Genomic DNA, 17,970 nt, shown 5'->3' on the forward strand with positions numbered 1-17,970 from the left:
AAAAATATGTGGTAAGATAATAAATGTTTATTTCAGTTTTTCATAAATTGATTGGATTTCCTGTCCCGTCATAAAGCCTTCATATATAAGGAGGCTATACTTTAAAATAGTAGGATCAGTTGTAGATACCGGGACCGGTTTTCTGCCGGGATAAACACAGTTCTGCATACTTTCCTTTTTCCGTAAAATCCAACTTTGTTTACTCCCTGGAGAACCCTGATGACTAATTATCACTATCCCTGAAGCATTTTTCATTCCATTTGAAGAACTGGTAATATTCATCCAGTTACCGCCCTGGACCGCATTGATTTTTGGGCTAACAATTCCATTAAATGAGGAAAATTGAACACTTTTTGGAAGCTTCATTCTTACCGAAAACCCCCCATAACCTTTTTCATCATCTGAACCCCCTATAGACAGGTCTTCTTCGAGCGCTAATAGGGAGATTTCAAAATTTATTATTCGATAATTATGTTCTTTTGCGTGAATACTAATGGTCGTATTCTCCAAAAGAAAAGGTTTTTTAGTACCTTCTTTCGTAAGCCATAGGGGCGATTCCCATTGGGTTGAAATAAATAACTTCAAAGTTTGACCTTTTGACGAAACATCTGTTTTATTTATATTCCATATAAAATCCCGACATTCCCACGCATCCCCTAATGGTAAAGTCCCAACAATTATCTGATGCCATGCCCAAAAAACGCCTCTGTGATGCGGATGATCCCCGGGAAAATCTTCTGTGAGTTCAGTGCCATTAAGATTATAGAGCGGATGAATATAGTTGTTACGGGGGAATCCTCCATCTGCAGTTTTAATTGCTTTTTGATAGAAAAGTACCTTGTTACCAGCCTCTTTTATTTCTATTCCTTGGTCAGACTCGGTGAAAGTGAGCTGGGAAATTCCAATTAATGGAAAACAAAGAATCAGCCAAAAATAAAAGCAGTGCTTGATCAATTTATTTAGAAATGGTTTACTAGTCATCAATGGCACTGAATACCATCTGACGAAATTTCCAGGCTGTATTGTCATTTGATGTACCCTGAGTTTGTTTCATAAGGATCCCAATCACTTGCTCCTTCGGATCAGCGAAATACTGTGTATTAAAATATCCGCCCCAGTCAAAAGTCCCTTCACTACCCAGACCTCCCAAATGTTCTCCTTTTTCATTAACTACTCCGAATGCCAGACCATAATGTTTGGGTCCGTCTTTCCAGATGTCCCCAATCTGGTTTCCCATTATGCTTCTAACAGTAGTTCTGCTCAACAATCTTACACCGTTTAGCTCACCCATATTCAGATACATTTGTAAAAAGGTCGCATAATCTTTGGCAGTACTTGACAGGCCGGCACCCCCCGAAAAGAATCTTTTGGCTCCTTTAATCGGGTAATCGGTATCATAAAATGTAACGGGGTACTTTTCCCATTTCCCATCTACTTTGTGTTGAACAGTTACCAGTCTGTCGTGTTTTGAGTCTGGCAAATAGAACCAGGTATCCTCCATACCTAAAGGATCAAAAATCCGGGTTTTAAGGAACTTGTCAAAAGGTAAACCTGAGACAACTTCAATAAAATAACCAAGAACATCCAGGCCCTCACTATAGGTAAATTTCTCGCCTGGAGTATGGTGCAAGGGAAGTGCGGCAAGTTTCTTTACACTTTCTTCAATGGAAATGTCTTCTGTAGTAAAAAGATCTGTAATACCCGCCTTATGATAGATTGCTTTGAATCTTGGATCACCGTCAATTACCCCATAACCTATGCCTGAGGTATGTGTGATTAGATGTCTAATGGTAATTTCTTTCTCTGAAGGTATACTGGTGTATGTCGAATCTGATTCATTAAAAGATTCGAGAATTTGGGCATCCTTAAATTCGGGAATGTATTTAGACACCGGATCGTCCAATTTGAATTTTCCTTCTTCCCATAACATCATTACAGCAGTTGAAGTTATGGCTTTTGTCTGCGAAGCAATCCTGAAAATGGCATCGTTGTATACTTTTTTGCCAGTTGAATTATCGGCTAAACCATATGCACTATGGAAAACAATTTTTCCATCTCTGGCGATGAGTGCCACTACTCCTGGAATATCTCCGTCTTTTACTGCTTTCTTAAGCATTTCATTTATACGACTCAACCTTTTATCAGACATTCCAACCGTTGCAGGGGATGCTGGCGTAAGATCACGTGATATTTTTACTGAAGGGGTCTGAGCAAAACCTATTGAGGCGATTGCCAACCATAATAAGAAGGTGATTTTTTTCATAATTTACTTTTTATCTTGTCCGCCTGATCTGTCCGGAGGGCGGGGTGTTGGCCATTCTTGTTTTTTACCGGTCCTTGGATTGGTATGAAGGACCGCTTTTTCCCTGGATGTTTTCTCAGGGTCTTCGCAGGCCATATATGTTAAGATAGCCGTTAGAATTGCGTTGTTGCGTACATCATCAAATACTATCTTGTCATAGGTATCTAAATTGGTATGCCAGGTATAGTTTGAATAACTCCAGCTTAAAGAGCTTAATGAAAAAGCCGGAGCGCCTTTAGCTACAAAAGAGGCATAATCTGATCCACCACGGCCAGGAGATCCCGGAAAAGTGGTATCAATATGATCGCGAATTTCCCTTGGTACGGCTTCAAGCCAGCGTCCCAGATATTCGTAAGCATGAAGGAACCCCTGTCCGGATAATTTAACAACTCTGCCGGTGCCATTATCCTGATTAAAAAGTGCCTGCAACCCTGTTACTACTTCCGGACGATCTTCAACAAATGCACGGGATCCATTAAGACCTTGTTCCTCACTACCCCATAGTCCGATAATAATGGTTCGTTTGGGATTAGGATATATTTTCCTGAGGATGCGGGCAGTTTCCATCATGGTAATTGTGCCCGTGCCATTGTCGGTAGCCCCCGTGCCGCCATCCCAGGAATCAAAATGAGCCGAAAGGACAACATATTCGTCAGGGAATTCTGTGCCGGGGATCGTGGCTATAGTATTAAATGTGGGGACTCTTCCCAACTCCTTTGATATAGAAACTACTTTCAATCGGGGTTTACTTCCTTTTTCGGCAAGCCGGTATATCATCCCATAATCTTCCAGGGAAAGATCAATAACAGGGATAGTTTTGGTATTTGCACTAAAAATTTTATTTGCTCCAAATGCGTTCGACCACCTGGATTGGATTATTCCCACCGCACCTGCTTCCTCCAGAGCGCTGTTTAATGTTCTACTGTTGTAAGCTGTATTTCTAATTCGTTGTTGCCAGGCCTTGATTTGGGCTTCACGATCAGTTTTCATTTTTTCAAAAGATCCCTCGGCAGCAAATTCTTCCCAGTTATAATCAGGTCGCCCTGTGGGTTGATTCATGGAAACGGCCACAAATTTTCCTTTTGTATTGGGTAACCATTGAGCAAAGGCAATTGAATCTTCCACTGCAGGAATTGTTATTACTTCTGCAGTAATTCCGGATTCAGTAGTACTGGGGCTCCAGGCCAATTGCGTGCCTCTGAGAGAAACAACTCTGGGGGAGACCATATCTATATGGGTGATACCACGTTCCCAACCTCTCCAGGTACCCCATTCTTCATTGCGGGCATCAATTCCCCATTTCTTAAAAGTCGTAACGGCCCAGTCATGTGCTTTAGTCATTTGGGGTGTTCCAACTAAGCGGGGACCTATAACATCCATTAATTCGTGTGCAATTTGCTCTAGCTGGGAATTTTCAAAGGCCTCTGTTTGAATATTCTCTACAATTGTTTCTGTAGACTGACCAACCAGAGGTGCAAGATTAAGAAAGAGCAGAATAAGGAGTAGGGGAAGTTGTCTAATCATGGGATAATGTCTCTTAATGTACAGTAGCCTAAGATAGGAATAATTACTATTATTAGAATAGCTATTATCCGAAATCAAAATTGGTTTCCTCATGTATATATTAATCCAACCCTAAGAAATAGGGAATCAATGTGTTAAAGGTCAAACTGTACAATAGCAAGACATTTTATGAACCTGAATAGTTGGTCGATTAATCAATAAAGCCATACCACGACTTTATTTAACCATTTATGGGTTTTTTTTGGTATTGGACTCCATTCTTCACAAATTGCTGGAAACCACAATAATAAACTTTATGAAAAAACTGGGATTACTATTTATAATTGGATCGATATTTTTCTTCGTTTCCTGTGAAAGCGAACAGTATGAGGAAAATGAATTGGATGCGATCAACGCGAAAACTTCTAAAGATGATTCTAAGGAAGAATCTGATGAGGACGGGTGCGAAACGGGTTTTGCAATCTGTGCAGCTGATTTAACTACTTGTTTTATCGACGATGGTTTTAACCGATGGGGGTGGACTATCGGCCCGATGGCAACCAGCATACATAATTTCGGGATTTTCGCCGGAGCCGGACAGTGCGATGTATCAAAAGGCGTGTTGGCCGGAACTATTGATTTTGAGTACAATAGCCATACAGGAATTGCCAATGTAAACTTCATTGCTAAGGAAGGTTTTGTGTTCAAGGAAACACACTTATATATCGGAAACGACCCTTATCCAACGAAGATACGTGGAAATGGCGTAGAGGTTCCTACCGTGGCACCCGGTCAATATCCCTACAAGCATGGTAATTTGGACAACGTAACCATGGATTCATATACTGTAGATGGATTAACAGGCCATGTATATTTAATCGCTCACTCTGTAGTTTGTGCAGATGTCGACTGACCAAGGCTTATTTAATTAACAATTTGACCCCGCCTTAGGCGGGTTTTTTTTTCTATTAACAGGAATTAAAGAATAGATTACAAACGACTACAAACGGTTACAAACGAAAATAAATACTTCCCAACCGAGTAACGCTAAACGGCTGTTCTATGTTTGCAATGTCGGAGTGTAAGACCCGATAGTATTAACTGTTTAATCCTTAAAATTAGTAATTATGAACGCACTTAGAAACAAAGTACAGTTGATTGGAAACCTGGGGCAAGATCCCGAAATTGTTAACCTTGATAATGGCGGTAAACTGGCCAAATTTTCAGTAGCTACCAACGAGATTTACAGAAACAGTAAAGGAGAAAAGGTAACAGATACCCAGTGGCACAATGTAGTGGCATGGGGTAAAACGGCGGAGATCGTTGAGAACTATCTGGCCAAGGGTAATGAAGTGGCCCTGGAAGGAAAACTTATTCATCGTTCCTATGAAAACAAAGAAGGTGAAAAAAGGTACATCACAGAGGTTAAATGTAATGAATTGGTGATGTTGGGAAAATAAATACTATCCCCTGAATTTTAAAAGGTGGAACCTTAATTAACACTGTAGAAGAGGATCTTAAAGATCCTCTTTTCTATTGTTGAGTATCTGCCGCTGCGCTTTCAACAGTGATTTGTTGTACATCCCTGTCAAAAAGGTAAAGCCCGCCTTTATCATTTCCAATAAGGTTGATTTTATCTAAAATAGTACGGGCAAGTGCTTCTTCTTCTATTTGTTCGGCAACATACCATTGAAGAAAATTATGGGTTGCATAATCTTTTTCCTCCAGGGCAACATGTACCAACTCGTTGATGCTTTTGGAGACATAAACTTCATGATCAAATAAATCCTCAAACATCCTTTGAAATGAATCGAAAACGGCTTTGGGCTCAGTTAAAGCAGATATTGTGGCCTGCCCTCCGCGTTCATTTACATATTTGATGAGTTTTAACATATGCATTCTTTCTTCATCGGAATGTTTATACATAAACAGAGAAATTCCTTCAAGCCCTTTTACCTCTGCCCATGAAGCCATGGATAAATATACTTGTGAAGACTCTGCTTCGATCCTGATTTGGCCGTTGAGGGCTTTTTCCATATTTTTTGAAAGCATGATAATTGGTTTTTATCAAAGTTACAAAATCTTGTATTGAAGGGCTTGTATAACGACAATATTTTAATAGTTGCTCTTATTGATCAAAAAAAATAATTATCTCGCCAGAACTATCAAGCTTAGTCCAATTATGTAAACCAGAAGCATAATGTTAAGAAGTCGGGGAACTTCTTTTGGGGCTCCTTTAAACTCTTTCCAGACAAAAATACCCCATAAAGCTGCCACTACCGTAGCCCCCTGACCTAAACCATAAGAGATGGCTGGACCTGCCTTGTCTGATGCCAAAATGCTAAAGGACATTCCCAGGCACCAAATTGCCCCTCCTAGAAATCCCATAAAATGATTTTTGGGACTACCTGCGAAATAGTCTTTAAAACTTACTGGTTTTCCTTCAAATGGCTTTTTCATTAGTAACGTATTAAAAATAAAATTGCTTGCCAGTATGCCAAGTGCAAAAACAAATACCGCAGAGTACGGACTTAGTTTTCCTTCGATGGGATTCGTAAAATCCGGAAACATTGAATTGGCCACATATTTATAAAAGAATCCCATTAATAAACCTGCGATCACTGCAAGGACCAGCCCTTTTGTAGGAACCTTATCCTGACTAACAGAAAGTTTTTTGTACGCACTGGCATTTAGTAACATAGCTATTACAATCAGCGCTACTCCTCCAAAAAGCATGGTTGCATTCCCAACGGGAATATCCAGATAATTTACAACTACCCCTATGACAAGGGCAAGGCCAATTCCAACAGGAAAAGCTACAGACATGCCAGCAATTGTGATTGCTGCTACCAGCAGAATATTGGCTGCATTAAACAAGATCCCTCCTAAAAAGGCAGAGCCTAAATTTTCCATACTAGCCTGTGATAAGTCTTCCAAAAAAGGACGACCTGCATCTCCACTGCTACCCGCGGTCAGTGCCAGGAACAAAGAGAAAACTACAATGCCAAACACATAATCCCAGTAAAATAGCTCAAATCGCCAGTCGGGAGAAGCCAGTTTTTGTGTATTTGCCCATGAACCCCAGGCTAACATGGTAATTATACAGAAGAAAACGGCCATGGGATACGATTCTATTATAAACATATGATGAAAATTTAGGTGATTTCATTTAGATAGGGGGCAGAGGTTTGAGCACCCATTTTGGCGACAGATAAGGCTGCCGCTTTATTTGCGAATTCAATATTTTCTTTCCATGTCATTTTTTTTGCAAGACAAACTGCCACTGCTCCATTAAAGACATCACCTGCCGCAGTAGTGTCTATTGCTTTAACTTTCTCAGCATTGACCATAAAATTTAATTTATCATTCATAAAAAAAGCACCTTTACTTCCCATGGTAATAATTACATTTTTCACCCCTTTTTGAAAAAATACTTCGCAAGCTCTTCCTGCTGTTGATTCATCTATAACTTCAATTCCGGTCAGAATTTTGGTCTCCGTTTCGTTTGGTGTTATCAGATATAATTCTTTGAGGATTTCATCTGACAATTCCTGAGCCGGTGCCGGGTTTATGATCAACCTCTGACCATTTTGGCGACAAAATTCGGCTAAGTGGGAAACAATTGGGATGGGTGTTTCCAGTTGCGTTAATATGATATCAGCATCTTGTAGTTGTTTAGTTACCCCTTCTAAATGATTTTCTGACAATAGATTGTTTGCACCCGAAGCTACTACAATTTCGTTTTCACCATTCGCATTTACGGTTATTAATGCCACACCTGAAGGAGCCCCATTTACAATCATCGCTCCTCCAATGTTTATTCCTTCTTTGGAATACCCTTCAAGGGCATTTTGTCCAAAGATATCATCTCCAACACAACAAATGAAGCTAACCTTCCCACCTAAACGCGCAGCGGCAACTGCCTGATTTGCACCTTTACCACCTGGGAACATGAAAAAATCCCCACCTAATATAGTCTCACCCGGTTCTGGAAACCTCGGTGTTTTTACCACCATATCTGTATTTGAACTTCCTACAACAATTATTTCTGACATCGCTATTGTTTTGAGGGGGTAACAGGGACAGGATTTTCAAGACTATTGTAAAAATCCTTCAGTAATTCTTCTTTATCAAAATTTTCCCAAACCCCAATTTTACGATGGTTTTGCGGACGTTCAATCCATTCATTATCAATTAAAATGGGGGCGGGAATCATTTTGCGTTCTCCCCAATTTTTATTTTTCAAAATAGCTACGGCAACCATATCAAAAAGAGGCCTGGATGGAGGATCGCCATGGTAATCAATATATTCAAAAAGACTTACGGAATAATCTCCAAACGTTGAAAATTCACCCCCATGTCTCCCCGTAACAGGTTCCTTAGCGGTGGGTCCAAGACCAGGCATTTTCTGATTAATTTCTTCTTTGGTAACCTTAACAGCATCAGTTCCGGATGGTTCACCATAACGTACGGTTACCATTTCAAAGGGGATGTTACTGTTTAGTACATAATTCATTGATATAGTGTCATTGTCTTGATTATATTCACCTGGCTCGGGATAGTTAGAGCCCAACCATACTATTTTTGTTCGCTCAGCAAAAGAAGGATCTTTTTTTAAAGCCAAAGCTATGTTTGTTAATTTGCCTACTGCAATAATTACGACCGAGTCTTTTTTTGTTGACTCAAGGATGTAATCTACACCTTTCTGGCCGTCATAGGCTTCGGGGTCCCAAGTATCTATAATATCGCTAAAATTACCATTAGCCCCTTTTAGCAAAGGAATATCATTATCTAAATTGCACAATTTCATTACCCGTAATGCTTCATCATAATGACCTTGTATATCGCCGCCATTGTAAGTGGCATTTACTGTAACCGCTTCTACTTCAAAGGTATCCCCGTTAAAAAGTAAATAGGCAAGGGCATGCTGATCGTCCAACTCATTATTAGCATCTGTATCAAAAATCACTTTTAGTTTTGAAGATGTTTTATCCTTTTTATTTACCACTTTTTTATTCTCTTTTTTTTCAGCACAGCTACTAATGAACAGCAGAAGGCCCCCCAAAATTAATATTGATAAAATACGTAAAATCGGCCTTTGAATTATATCCATGGATAATGTGTTTTTATTTAAAAAAATACGAAATAAATTGAATGGTTAATGATAGAAAAATATCATCTTTTTCAGGAATTTAGAAATATATGTGCTTAGCCAGACGAAAAGTATTTGCATGAGCTTCTACAATTTTTTTAATTTCCGGAGAGTATCCTCCGCCCATACTACACTGAACAGGTATTTGGAATTGATAACAGCATTGCAGTACAAGTTCATCACGTTTTCGGCAGCCCTCGGATGAAAGAGATAAAGTACCTAATTTGTCCGTGTCCAGGATATCTACTCCACATAGATAGAAGATGAAATCCGGCCTGACTTCTCTAATGAGTCGTGATAGGGCTTCTTTTAATAATACTAGGTATTCCCGGTCTCCCGTATTTTTTTTTAAAGGTATATCCAGATCTGAAGTTTCCTTGGTAAAAGGATAATTATTAGCGCCATGCATTGAAAACGTAAAGACGGAGGGATCGTCTTTAAAAATTTCAGCTGTACCATTACCCTGATGCACATCAAGGTCAATAATAAGAATCTGACTTGCCAGTTTTTTCGATTGAAGGTAACGTGCTCCAATGGCCTGATCGTTTAGCATACAAAAGGCTTCACCTCTGTTGGAAAATGCATGATGTGTGCCACCGGCAATATTCATAGCGACACCATTTTCTATTGCAAAATCACATGCTTTCATAGTTCCGTCTGCTATGATGCGTTCCCGCTCTACCAATTGTTCACTTAGGGGGAAACCAATTTTTCTGGCTTCTTTGTAAGGAATTTTAAGATTAAGAAGATCGTAATAATACTCCGGATCATGAGCAGCTACCAGGTATTTGTCATTTGGAACCGAGGGTTTAAAAAAATTAGCCGGAATACAGGTTCCTTCATGTATTAACTGCTGAGGTAGCAGCTCATATTTAATCATTGGAAAGCGGTGACCTTCCGGTAAAGGATGTTTATATATGGGATGATAGGCTATCTTTAGCACTACTTAATTTATGGTCTCCCCGTTTTCCACTCCCTTTTCATCAGTATTGAGAAATACCAATTTTCCTTCTTTATTTTCAGTCATTAAAATCATGCCCTCACTTTCTACACCCCTGAGGGCTCTTGGTGCAAGATTAACCAATACAGTAACCTGTCGGCCAATTACTTCTTCCGGGGTAAAACTTTCAGCGATGCCCGAAACGATGGTCCTGGTGTCTATACCAGTATCTACCTTAAGCACTAAAAGTTTTTTAGTTTTTGGCATCTTTTCTGCCTCTAAAATGGTGCCCACGCGTAAATCCATTTTTGTAAAATCCTCGAAGTTGATGGTCTCTTTTTGTGGCATAACAGTTTTATTTTCTAATTCGTTGACTTTTTTTGTGGCCTCTAATTTATTAAGCTGAGCTTGAATTTCTTCATCTTCCACTTTTCGAAAAAGCAACTCAGGAGCACCAATTTTGTGCCCTTTTGGCAGAAGAATTTCCTTCTTTGAAATATCTGACCAGGAGAGCTCAACCAAATCCGGATCAGAAACAGAGGTGATCTTAGTAATCGACAAAATTCTTTTTAATTTGGTTGAGGAAAAAGGTAAAAATGGCTCACTTAAAACAGCAAGACCAGCTGCGATTTGAAGGGCTACAAACATAATAGTATGAACTCTTTCTTCATCCTCCTTAACAACTTTCCATGGTTCTTCATCTGCAAGATATTTATTGCCCAAGCGTGCCAGATTTAGTAATTCCTGACTTGCCTCCCGAAATCTATAGCGTTCAATGGAGTCTGAAATGATCCCGGGAAATTTTTGCAGAGTACCCAAAGTATCGTTATCAATTTGAGTGAATTGATGTGGCTCGGGGACAACACCATTAAAATATTTATTGGTAAGTACTACAACTCTATTTATAAAGTTTCCGAAAATAGCAACCAATTCATTATTATTCCGGGCTTGAAAATCCTTCCAGGTGAAGTCATTATCCTTGGTTTCAGGGGCATTCGCGGTAAGTGTATAGCGCAATACGTCCTGCATATCAGGGAATTCCACCAAATATTCATGAAGCCATACCGCCCAATTTTTTGAAGTGGACAATTTATTACCCTCCAGGTTAAGGAATTCATTTGCAGGAACATTTTCAGGTAAGATAAAGTCTTTATGGGCTTTCAGCATACTAGGGAAGATGATACAATGAAAAACAATATTGTCTTTACCTATAAAATGAACCAGTTTTGTGTCTTTTGACTTCCAGTATATTTCCCAGTCTTTGCCGGTTCGGGCAGCCCATTCCTTTGTAGAAGAAATATAACCTATCGGGGCATCAAACCAAACATACAATACTTTGCCTTCGCCACCAGGCACAGGAACGGGGATTCCCCAATCCAGGTCGCGCGTTACCGCTCTGGGTTTTAATCCATCATCTATCCAGGATTTACACTGCCCATATACATTAGGTTTCCAATCTTTCTTATGACCGACAATGATCCACTCCTTTAAAAATTCTTCATATCGGTCCAGCGGCAGAAACCAATGCTTGGTTTCTTTGAGGGCAGGAACCGCACCGGAAATGGTTGACTTTGGATTGATCAGGTCTGTTGCGTTCAGTGAAGAACCGCAATTCTCACACTGATCTCCATAGGCTTCTTTATGTCCGCATTTAGGGCAGGTGCCAATTACAAATCGGTCTGCAAGAAATTGCTTTGCTTCTTCATCATAAAGTTGAGCCGTTTCCTCTTCCAGGAAATCACCTTGTTCATACAGTTTTTTAAAAAATTCACTGGCTGTCTGATGATGTATCTGGGCTGATGTTCGGGAGTAATTATCAAATGTAATTCCAAAATCCAGGAAAGATTGTTTAATGATCCCGTGGTATTTGTCAATAATCTCTTTAGGTGAAACACCTTCTTTTTTTGCTTTCATTGGGATGGCCACCCCATGTTCATCACTACCGCACACAAAAGCTACATCATTATCATTTAACCTTAGGTACCTTGCATAGATATCTGCAGGGACATAAACTCCTGCTAAATGACCAATATGGATAGGGCCGTTGGTATAAGGCAAAGCGGCTGTTATAGTATATCTGGCAGGTTTTTGCAGGTGTTCGGACATTAAAAATGGATTTGGGCACAAAAATAACTAATATTTCAGACCAAACACCAAGTACCCTGGAAAAAGAAAACCCCCGGAATACCGGATCCTTTTATAAGGGATTGCCGGTATCCGGGGGCAATAATGCAAAGTAGGGGTAGCCTAGGCTACCATAATCGATTTAGACATTCTTTTGTCCGAAACTTGTATTCTATAAATGTACTTACCAGTAGATAAATGCATTGGCATACGTTCTCTGATATTTATCTCAGTAGAACCTTCTGACATAATTTCATTATAGACCGTTCCCACATTCTGTCCAAGAATGTTGTACAATTGAATATCTACATGGGCAGTAAATGGCATTTCCAGATAGATATGTGGTGTACTGTTTGTGGGATAAAATGGTTCGTGAACTATGGCTTCCAGCAATTCCGGAGTTGGGTCCTCGGCAACAGGATCTTCGGGCATCGGTGGTGTTGGCGGTTCATCACTATAAACAATAGGGGGGAATTCCACTCCACTACAATTAAAGCCAAGATCTACGGGTGCATAAGGGTGATCCAGCAAGTGCTGCTCTACCAATGGAATTGGTACGCAAAGCCATTCTGCCAGTACTGTGGCATAAAGATCCCTGAAGTCCATTGTATATTCAAGGTTTCCTCGTCCGTTCGGGTTTTCCAAAGAAGGATGTTCCCCTACAAAGGCACTGCCATTTAAGCCTGAACCGAAAAATAGGGTTGGGGCGGCTTTACCATGGTCTGTCCCATTAGAACCATTTTCAAAAATTCGTCTTCCAAATTCTGAAAAGGTCATACTTAATACCTTTTCATCTTGTTGCGTGAAAGCAATATCTTCATAGAAGTTATTGATAGCAATAGATAAATTAGACATTAGCCTTTCATGGGCAAGAGGCTGATTTCCATGAGTATCAAAACCTCCCATTGAGATCATATATACTTTTGTGCCCAAATTACCTTTAATAAGCCTGGCCAATAGTGCTAATTGCCTTGCAAATCCATTGTCCTGATATTCAACCTGATTTTGTCCGCGTTCATAGGCTTCATGAATTAATCCGGAATATTCATAAGTGGTATTTGCAACCCCTCTTAAGAATTTAAGCTGATCGCCGTACATACAGTCATTAAACAAACTGTCATCAAGGCTGTACTGGACTCCCGATTCTGCAATTTCTTCGAGCTGATCAATATTTGAAGTTACAAAGGCATAGTTGGTTTCTTCTCCCTGAAATACCAGACTACCAAAGTTTCCAATTTGGATTGCGGCAGGGGCTGCAGGGGGATTTACCAGGTAATCGGGATAAATATTTTCAAAATATCGACCCATCCAACCCGTATTAAGTCCATCGAAACCTGTAGTTGTCAGATCGGTATTTGCATAAATATCAGATCCTGTAAAATGAGATAAACTTTGATTTTCGTATCCTACACCATGAACGGCCTTTACTTGTCCGGCTCCCCACATGGGCTCCAGCGAATTCATATAGGTAGGGATTCCGAACTCATCTGTAAGCTTAAGGATTTTACTTTCCGGGATATAGATATTGGGTCTTGCATTCGCATACGTATCGTATTGCTCAATGGGGATCACTGTGCTCAGACCGTCATTTCCACCCGAAAGGCGTATCAGTATCAGAATACTATCTGTATCGGCATTGGCAATAGCCGAGGTCAGTGGGGACGGCGCAGATGCGGAAAGCATATTACTGCCAAGCATCATAGAGCCAGACCCGGCAATGCCCAATGCCTGTAAAAATGATCGACGGCTCCAATATTTGTGCTCTTCGTCGTGACCGTTATTGTTTTTTATATTTATAGGTAAATGATTATTACACATAGTCGTAGGTTTTATTTTAGTTGAAACTCTGGTTGTCTGGATAAGTGCATCAGCAATAGGAATACTTGTTGGGGTACTTCCGGGCTAACGCCAAGCATCCATAATCCTAATCCTCCCGTAATATAGTCGGAACCATAATAATTTTCCGGTACATCTTCAATTTTAAAAACAGACATTGCATTTTCAAAATCCTGCGTTGTAAGCAATCCTTTTGGTGTAATTTTATCTACTATGGCTCTCACCACAGTTTCCGGATTACTTGTATTGTTATCAGCAGCACCAACGGCATCCATGGCAAGGGTCCGGAATTGCTGGGGGTTATTCTGGTAAAACATTTCCAGATATACTTCAGCAGTGAGCCATCGCCCTATCATAAAGTTGGTGTTAATCCATGTCCTGTCTCTTTGCCATCCGGCAACGTCAAAAGGATCAAAAAGTTCCTGTCCTAAAAGTCGGCTTGTATCAATTACATTAAGTACTCCTATAGCTTCATCATCAAAAAAGTGCTCACTAGAGAATAATTGTGTCAATACCGGCGCTATTTCAAAGTTATTGGCAACAAAAGTGCTGGCCATACCTGAAATAATGGCCTGAGCATTCCCAGCATCATCACTGGAATCCGGATGAACAAAAAATTCGTATAATTTTCCACAAATAAAACTGGCTATTTCGTTGGGTCTCTGCTGGAAAAGAATATTGATGACATCATCATAGCCCCAATTGCCTGTCTGACCTAAAATAGTTTTAGGACCAGCGTCAAATCGTGTAGGATCAAATAGAACCTGTTCACAGCCGATTTCTCCCCTTTCAACATAACCTGTAAGAGCCTTCGCTGTTTCAATGATATCCTCTTCGGTGTAACCGTTTCCTTCACCCAATGTAAAAAGCTCATACAATTCCCTTGCATAGTTCTCATTTGGGTTGTTACCATTATTATATACACCATCCAAATAATAAAGCATGGCACTGGTAAGGCCAATTTCACTCACAAAGCTTCTGAAATTACCAATCGCATTTCTTTGCAGGCAATTCGTGTAGTAATAAAGGAAGGAATTACAATCATAAACATCCAGTTCTGTAACAAAGTGGTTGCTCCAGAAAAAGCTTAGCCGCTCCCTGAGGTTGTTGTTCAATAAGCCATTGGTATAGCTTATCCGCCATTCCTCGGTTTGGGCACGTCTAACCTGTCTTGCCAGGTCGTCGTCTGCCGGATAGTTACTGTTATTCCAATCCGCCCACGCGGGAGCCGGAGTAGGGGCCATATTGACCGCTTCATTGATAAGGCTATTAACCAGGTTGCCAGCTGTTTGACCAACCGCCTGATCGATAGTTTGCACTGAGGCACTAAAACCCAGTCTTCTGTACAAATGCGCCGCCCTATATTTATCCAAGGGTGTTGTGTACGGCGCTAATGTAGAGGTATTACAATTAACGAAGTATTCCATAGTTTTTTAGGCTTTAAGAACGTTCATGTGTTTAGGGGCAAATTCAAGAACGTTCATGTGTTTAGGGGCAAATTCTTAACGCTTAAACTTAATGGATATTATGAGCATCCAAGTATTTTCGTTATTCTGCAGGGAAATTACAATCTTCTGGTTGAAATTAGGATGGATTTGTAGGTATTTTCGACGAACTGCAAGAATTTTTAAGAAATTCTGGAATTATGGGGGTTCATAATGAATTTGGAAAAAAAGGCGAATCAATGGCTGCGGCTTATTTGATAAAACGTGGCTATGTCATTAAATATCGCAATTATCGCTATTTGAAAGCCGAGATCGATATTATTGCCCAAAAGGGAAATATAACGGCCATAATTGAAGTAAAGTCGAGGAGTTCCACCTATTTTGAAGAAATTGCTGAAACTGTTAGCAGGAAGAAAATAAAGCTGATCGTGTCTGCGGCAGATCATTATATAAATAGCCATCATCTGGATACAGAGGTGAGATTTGATATTATCACCATTCTTAAGCGGGATAATAGATTCCGCATAGAACATCTGGAGAATGCTTTCTATCATTTTTAAAAAGTTGTTTTATTTATAACAGTATTTTATATTTGATGCAATACCTAAAACATGAAAACAATCTCCTCAGTTGTAGAACACTACATAAAAAAGAAACCGTTTTTACAAAGTGCGCTTGCCCAGGGTATTATTAACCTCACATCTTTATCAAGACTTATCAAGCCTGAAATTGAAGAGGAATTGGGAAAGGATATCCGAAACGGAGCCATAGTGATGGCTCTTAAGCGACTTTCTGACGATCTTGAATTCAGAGCAACACACAGAATAATAAAGGTTCTGAAAAATATTGGGGAGATTACCGTACGTTCTTCACTTACAGATTTCACCTTCCTTGTATCTGATTCCATTTTGGAACACCAATCAAAATTGCTGGACAAAGTAAATAGGAATAAAGATGTTTTTTACACTTCTTCAAGAGGGGTTAATGAACTTAACATTGTAGTCAGTAATAGTTTGGATAGCACTATAGAAAGCCTCTTTAAGGATGAGAAATGTACCCAAAAAGCTGAAAACCTATCTTCCATTACCGTAAAATTGCCAGCGGAGAATGTATCAGTTCCGGGAATTTATTACTTCATTTTTCAGCGTTTAGCGTGGGAGGGAGTTATCCTGTATGAAGTTATTTCTACAACTAATGAATTCACTATCCTCGTAAATGACGACCAGGTTGATATTGCTTTTAAAACCATAAAGGACCTTAAGTCTTTATAAAAATAATAGCAGTTTAAGGTTGATTGCCCTCATAACGTCCATATACTGCATCCCTGAAACTTTTGTGCAGACCTATTTGGTCATAAGGAAACAATTGTACAAATAAGACAGCTGTAAGTTCATTTACAGGATCTATCCAGAATAAGGTGCTAGCTGCACCATCCCAGAAAAATTCACCTACAACCCCATTGTTCTCTTCATTAGATGCCGGTGGGCGTAACCTTACCGCGAAATCAATACCAAAACCTACCTGTCCCTTGCTGGGCAGGAAGGATCGTTTTTCAATACTATCTGCCAAATGATTCGTAGACATCAGTTTAACCGTTTCCGGGTTTAATATAACTACAGAATCCAGGGTTCCTTCGTTAACCATCATTCGTGCAAAACGCATATAATCATCCAAAGTGGATGTCAAACCAGATCCACCCCTTGTCATTGGCCAGTGCTTAAAATAATCTGACTTGGCTTCGTTGTCCGGCAATTGATTGAGGTCCCCTTCGCCATTTCGGTAGTACATGGCAGAAAACCGTTCACGATCACTTTCAGGGACATAATATCGCGTCTCTTTCATGCCCAGGGGATCTAAAACATTTTTTCTCACATATTCACCATATGGCTGTCCGGAAATCCGTTCAACCAAAAAGGCCTGTACATCCACACATGGGCCATATTCCCATTGTTCACCGGGATGAAAATAAAGGGGGGTTGTACCCATTTTCCGGGCCATTTCCACAAGGGTGTTATTCCTGTTTAACGCATCGGCTTCTTTGATCAATTTTCCCAGACCCGGAATGTCCGCGTTTCTTCCAAATCCGGCCGTATGGCGGGTAAGGTCGCGGATAGTCATAGGCCGTTTCGGATCTACAAGAATAGGATTTCCCAGCGCATCTTCCCCTTCATAGACCTTTGTATTGGCAAATTCCGGAGCGTATTTCGAAACCGGGTCGTCTAATTCAAATGCATCATCCTCATATAGCGTCATAAGTGCAGTTCCGGTAATTGGTTTGGTCATTGAATATATCTGTACAATAGTATTACGGTCCATTGGTTTTTGTTGCTCGCGATCCGCATACCCGAAAGCATTGTAATAAACTTCCTTGTCTTTTTCATAGATGAGTGCAGAAATTCCGGCAATATTTGCCGAATTAACAAAACTTTTTAAGGTAGAGTCAATTCTGCGAACTGCCAGATTATCTATTATAACTGATGTGCTTTTAGAATTGGCAGGAGGCCTTTCAGATTCTTTGCAGGCAACACATAGTAACAAAACAGTTACAACAAAGAGTTTACATCTATTCATAATCTATTCATTTTAGTTTACAAGGGCCTTTTAAATTGCTGCCGACGGTTCTGACCAGACCCCTGGTAACTGAAGACCGGGCAAAGGCAAGATTGGG

Annotated in this window: 16 protein-coding genes; 4 read left to right on the forward strand and 12 right to left on the reverse strand. The window is 40.0% G+C overall.

Going from position 1 to position 17,970, the window contains the following annotated elements; genetic code table 11:
- Positions 1-27: 27 nt before the first annotated feature.
- Genes Q0X77_RS12310 through Q0X77_RS12320 form a run of 3 tightly spaced genes read right to left on the reverse strand, consistent with a single transcriptional unit; the run spans position 28 to position 3,826 of the window.
- Positions 28-981, reverse strand: coding sequence for a DUF6807 family protein (locus tag Q0X77_RS12310; protein WP_297797786.1), 954 nt, complete (start codon positions 979-981; stop codon positions 28-30).
- Entirely contained in the window at positions 974-2,263 is a 1,290-nt protein-coding gene (locus tag Q0X77_RS12315; protein ID WP_297797788.1) for a serine hydrolase, read from the reverse strand. Before Q0X77_RS12315 ends, Q0X77_RS12310 begins: the two co-directional genes overlap by 8 nt.
- 3 nt (positions 2,264-2,266) lie before the next feature.
- Entirely contained in the window at positions 2,267-3,826 is a 1,560-nt protein-coding gene (locus tag Q0X77_RS12320; protein WP_297797790.1) for a M20/M25/M40 family metallo-hydrolase, read from the reverse strand.
- Positions 3,827-4,121: 295 nt separating this feature from the next.
- Here Q0X77_RS12320 and Q0X77_RS12325 point away from each other — a divergent pair, with 295 nt between their 5' ends.
- Both Q0X77_RS12325 and ssb read left to right on the forward strand, forming a co-directional pair.
- Positions 4,122-4,718 (forward strand): hypothetical protein, encoded by a 597-nt coding sequence (locus tag Q0X77_RS12325; RefSeq protein ID WP_297797792.1) that lies wholly within the window; start codon positions 4,122-4,124, stop codon positions 4,716-4,718.
- A gap of 214 nt (positions 4,719-4,932) precedes the next feature.
- Positions 4,933-5,265 (forward strand): single-stranded DNA-binding protein, encoded by a 333-nt coding sequence (ssb, locus tag Q0X77_RS12330; protein ID WP_297797793.1) that lies wholly within the window; start codon positions 4,933-4,935, stop codon positions 5,263-5,265.
- Between the two features lie 73 nt (positions 5,266-5,338).
- Here ssb and Q0X77_RS12335 read toward each other — a convergent pair whose 3' ends face one another.
- From Q0X77_RS12335 to Q0X77_RS12370, 8 genes are all read right to left on the reverse strand, one after another.
- Positions 5,339-5,857, reverse strand: coding sequence for a ferritin (locus tag Q0X77_RS12335; protein ID WP_297797795.1), 519 nt, complete (start codon positions 5,855-5,857; stop codon positions 5,339-5,341).
- Positions 5,858-5,953: 96 nt separating this feature from the next.
- A complete protein-coding gene (locus tag Q0X77_RS12340) occupies positions 5,954-6,949 on the reverse strand; it encodes a GRP family sugar transporter (protein WP_297797798.1) in 996 nt (331 codons plus the stop codon).
- 11 nt (positions 6,950-6,960) lie between these two features.
- Positions 6,961-7,860 (reverse strand): ribokinase, encoded by a 900-nt coding sequence (gene rbsK / locus Q0X77_RS12345; RefSeq protein WP_297797800.1) that lies wholly within the window; start codon positions 7,858-7,860, stop codon positions 6,961-6,963.
- Between the two features lie 2 nt (positions 7,861-7,862).
- A complete protein-coding gene (locus tag Q0X77_RS12350; RefSeq protein ID WP_297797802.1) occupies positions 7,863-8,918 on the reverse strand; it encodes a nucleoside hydrolase in 1,056 nt (351 codons plus the stop codon).
- Between the two features lie 79 nt (positions 8,919-8,997).
- Positions 8,998-9,900 (reverse strand): histone deacetylase, encoded by a 903-nt coding sequence (locus tag Q0X77_RS12355; RefSeq protein ID WP_297797804.1) that lies wholly within the window; start codon positions 9,898-9,900, stop codon positions 8,998-9,000.
- 3 nt (positions 9,901-9,903) lie between these two features.
- Entirely contained in the window at positions 9,904-12,003 is a 2,100-nt protein-coding gene (gene metG, locus Q0X77_RS12360; protein WP_297797806.1) for a methionine--tRNA ligase, read from the reverse strand.
- 141 nt (positions 12,004-12,144) lie between these two features.
- Positions 12,145-13,839, reverse strand: coding sequence for a DUF1501 domain-containing protein (locus Q0X77_RS12365; protein ID WP_297797808.1), 1,695 nt, complete (start codon positions 13,837-13,839; stop codon positions 12,145-12,147).
- Positions 13,840-13,850: 11 nt separating this feature from the next.
- Positions 13,851-15,284: a DUF1800 domain-containing protein gene (locus Q0X77_RS12370; RefSeq protein ID WP_297797810.1), complete on the reverse strand. Its 1,434-nt coding sequence runs from the start codon at positions 15,282-15,284 to the stop codon at positions 13,851-13,853.
- A gap of 218 nt (positions 15,285-15,502) precedes the next feature.
- Between Q0X77_RS12370 and Q0X77_RS12375 the strand changes: the two genes are divergently transcribed.
- Together Q0X77_RS12375 and Q0X77_RS12380 are read left to right on the forward strand one after the other, a co-directional pair.
- A complete protein-coding gene (locus Q0X77_RS12375) occupies positions 15,503-15,862 on the forward strand; it encodes a YraN family protein (protein ID WP_297797812.1) in 360 nt (119 codons plus the stop codon).
- A gap of 51 nt (positions 15,863-15,913) precedes the next feature.
- On the forward strand, positions 15,914-16,573 hold the full coding sequence (locus tag Q0X77_RS12380) for an aspartate kinase (protein WP_297797814.1): 660 nt from the start codon (positions 15,914-15,916) through the stop codon (positions 16,571-16,573).
- Positions 16,574-16,586: 13 nt separating this feature from the next.
- Here Q0X77_RS12380 and Q0X77_RS12385 read toward each other — a convergent pair whose 3' ends face one another.
- The gene (locus Q0X77_RS12385) at positions 16,587-17,873 is read right to left on the reverse strand and encodes a serine hydrolase (protein WP_297797816.1); all 1,287 of its coding nucleotides are present in this window, start codon (positions 17,871-17,873) and stop codon (positions 16,587-16,589) included.
- Between the last annotated feature and the right edge of the window lie 97 nt (positions 17,874-17,970).

It is taken from the genome of uncultured Eudoraea sp. (genome assembly GCF_947258925.1).
GTDB lineage: Bacteria > Bacteroidota > Bacteroidia > Flavobacteriales > Flavobacteriaceae > Eudoraea.

What these genes read in the sequence shown, in the direction of transcription:
- Q0X77_RS12325 (WP_297797792.1), top strand. Translation starts at nt 4,122, where the DNA reads ATGAAAAAACTGGGATTACTATTTATAATTGGATCGATATTTTTCTTC.
- Q0X77_RS12365 (WP_297797808.1), bottom strand. Translation starts at nt 13,839, where the DNA reads ATGTGTAATAATCATTTACCTATAAATATAAAAAACAATAACGGTCAC.
- Q0X77_RS12315 (WP_297797788.1), bottom strand. Translation starts at nt 2,263, where the DNA reads ATGAAAAAAATCACCTTCTTATTATGGTTGGCAATCGCCTCAATAGGT.
- Q0X77_RS12375 (WP_297797812.1), top strand. Translation starts at nt 15,503, where the DNA reads ATGGGGGTTCATAATGAATTTGGAAAAAAAGGCGAATCAATGGCTGCG.
- Q0X77_RS12310 (WP_297797786.1), bottom strand. Translation starts at nt 981, where the DNA reads ATGACTAGTAAACCATTTCTAAATAAATTGATCAAGCACTGCTTTTAT.
- Q0X77_RS12320 (WP_297797790.1), bottom strand. Translation starts at nt 3,826, where the DNA reads ATGATTAGACAACTTCCCCTACTCCTTATTCTGCTCTTTCTTAATCTT.
- Q0X77_RS12370 (WP_297797810.1), bottom strand. Translation starts at nt 15,284, where the DNA reads ATGGAATACTTCGTTAATTGTAATACCTCTACATTAGCGCCGTACACA.
- Q0X77_RS12350 (WP_297797802.1), bottom strand. Translation starts at nt 8,918, where the DNA reads ATGGATATAATTCAAAGGCCGATTTTACGTATTTTATCAATATTAATT.
- Q0X77_RS12340 (WP_297797798.1), bottom strand. Translation starts at nt 6,949, where the DNA reads ATGTTTATAATAGAATCGTATCCCATGGCCGTTTTCTTCTGTATAATT.
- Q0X77_RS12335 (WP_297797795.1), bottom strand. Translation starts at nt 5,857, where the DNA reads ATGCTTTCAAAAAATATGGAAAAAGCCCTCAACGGCCAAATCAGGATC.
- rbsK (WP_297797800.1), bottom strand. Translation starts at nt 7,860, where the DNA reads ATGTCAGAAATAATTGTTGTAGGAAGTTCAAATACAGATATGGTGGTA.
- Q0X77_RS12380 (WP_297797814.1), top strand. Translation starts at nt 15,914, where the DNA reads ATGAAAACAATCTCCTCAGTTGTAGAACACTACATAAAAAAGAAACCG.
- ssb (WP_297797793.1), top strand. Translation starts at nt 4,933, where the DNA reads ATGAACGCACTTAGAAACAAAGTACAGTTGATTGGAAACCTGGGGCAA.
- Q0X77_RS12385 (WP_297797816.1), bottom strand. Translation starts at nt 17,873, where the DNA reads ATGAATAGATGTAAACTCTTTGTTGTAACTGTTTTGTTACTATGTGTT.
- metG (WP_297797806.1), bottom strand. Translation starts at nt 12,003, where the DNA reads ATGTCCGAACACCTGCAAAAACCTGCCAGATATACTATAACAGCCGCT.